The organism is Arthrobacter sp. 01T428, from assembly GCF_056398685.1.
On record NZ_JBFTPW010000044.1, the window covers coordinates 1 to 1,453 of the forward strand.

The following is a 1,453-nucleotide window of genomic DNA, read 5'->3' on the forward strand; positions in this document are numbered from 1 at the left end:
GGACGGATTCAACCGGTCGTCGCAACACCGGGTTGTTGAACTGATCGTAGCTGTTCCTCGAGCGCTTCGGCGGGCGTCTTCCAGCCGAGTGCTTTACGTGGCCTGGTGTTGAGGGTGTGCGCGATCGCTGCGAGGTCATCGCTACTCCATCGGGACAGGTCGGTGCCTTTCGGGAAGTATTGGCGCAGCRGCCCGTTCGTGTTCTCGTTCGTGCCTCGCTGCCAGGGGCTCTTCGGGTCGGCGAAGTAGACCCTTACCCCGGTGTCGACGGTGAATCTGGCGTGGTCGGAGAGTTCCTTGCCGCGATCCCAGGTCACCGATTGACGCAGTTGTTGGGGTAGTGTCGTGATCGTTTTGGCGAGGGCGTCTGCCATCGTCACGGCGCCGTAGCCGGCCAGCGCGGGTCCGTTTTTCGTCCGTGGGATGATTCCGTAGCCTTCTTCGCGAGGTAGGTGGATCAGCATGGTGAACCGTGTCGTCCGCTCGACCAGGGTACCGATCGCCGATCGTTGCAGGCCGATCACTAAGTCCCCTTCCCAATGGCCGGGAACGGCGCGATCGGCGACTTCGGGAGGGCGGTTACTGATGAGGGTTTCCTCGGTGACATGAGCCCAGGACTGCCGTTTCGACCTGGCTCTCGGTACGCGCAGTGCGCGCCCCGTACGAAGATGCAGAACAAGCTCGCGTTTGAGCGCTCCACGGCCTTGGACGTAGAGAGCCTGGTAGATCGCCTCGTGAGAGATACGCATGGACTCATCATCCGGGAAATCGACTTTGAGCCGGTTGGAGATCTGCTCCGGACTCCACGCTGTCACCCACTCACGGTCGCCCCGGTGCGGCTTGTTCCTGCCCGTCCACTCCGGCGCCCCAGGGCCGGTGACGATACGACCGTCAGGTGCCCGGACGACACCGGCGAGCTTGTCCTGGACGTACTGATGCAGCCGTTCATTCGTGACAAGCTTGGCGGTCTTCGGGCGTTGGGCGAACCGTTCTGCCTTCCATTGCGCGACCGAGGCACGGTAGTCGAGCTTCCCCGCGCGAGTAGCTGCGTTCCGGCAAAGCTCCCGGGAAATCGTTGACGGGCTCCGTTTCAGTTCCTGGGCAATTTGCCTCACACCGCTGCCCTGCGCTTTCAACAGCGCGATCTCTTCCCGTTCTTCGAACGAAAGGTACCGGCCTTTGGGTGATGTGAGCATGAACGTCGGCATGCCGCCACGATCCCGGAACCAGCGCGTGCCAGCCGCTTGCGACACGCCGACTGACGTCGCCGCCACCTCGCTCGTGCACCCCGTCGCGATCGCACGCCAGAACGCCCGCTCGGTGTCCCGCCGTAATGACGGCTTCCCGGGTGATTTCATCGCAGATCTGCCCGTCAACGCCTTCATCCAGCCTGCTGGCCTGCCCATCGCTACCTCCAGAATCGAGGTGTTGCGACGACCGGTTGAATCCGTCC

The 1,453-nt window shown here is 63.0% G+C and carries 2 protein-coding genes; one reads left to right on the plus strand and one right to left on the minus strand.

The features are described 5' to 3' along the window. Nucleotides 1-8: 8 nt before the first annotated feature. Entirely contained in the window at nucleotides 9-1,274 is a 1,266-nt protein-coding gene (locus AC1DJB_RS23560; protein ID WP_476910975.1) for an IS30 family transposase, read from the minus strand. Here AC1DJB_RS23560 and AC1DJB_RS23565 point away from each other — a divergent pair. Next, nucleotides 1,207-1,453: hypothetical protein (locus tag AC1DJB_RS23565; RefSeq protein WP_476910976.1), on the plus strand; the 247-nt coding region annotated here is incomplete at its 3' end. The two genes, AC1DJB_RS23560 and AC1DJB_RS23565, sit on opposite strands and share 68 nt — an antisense overlap.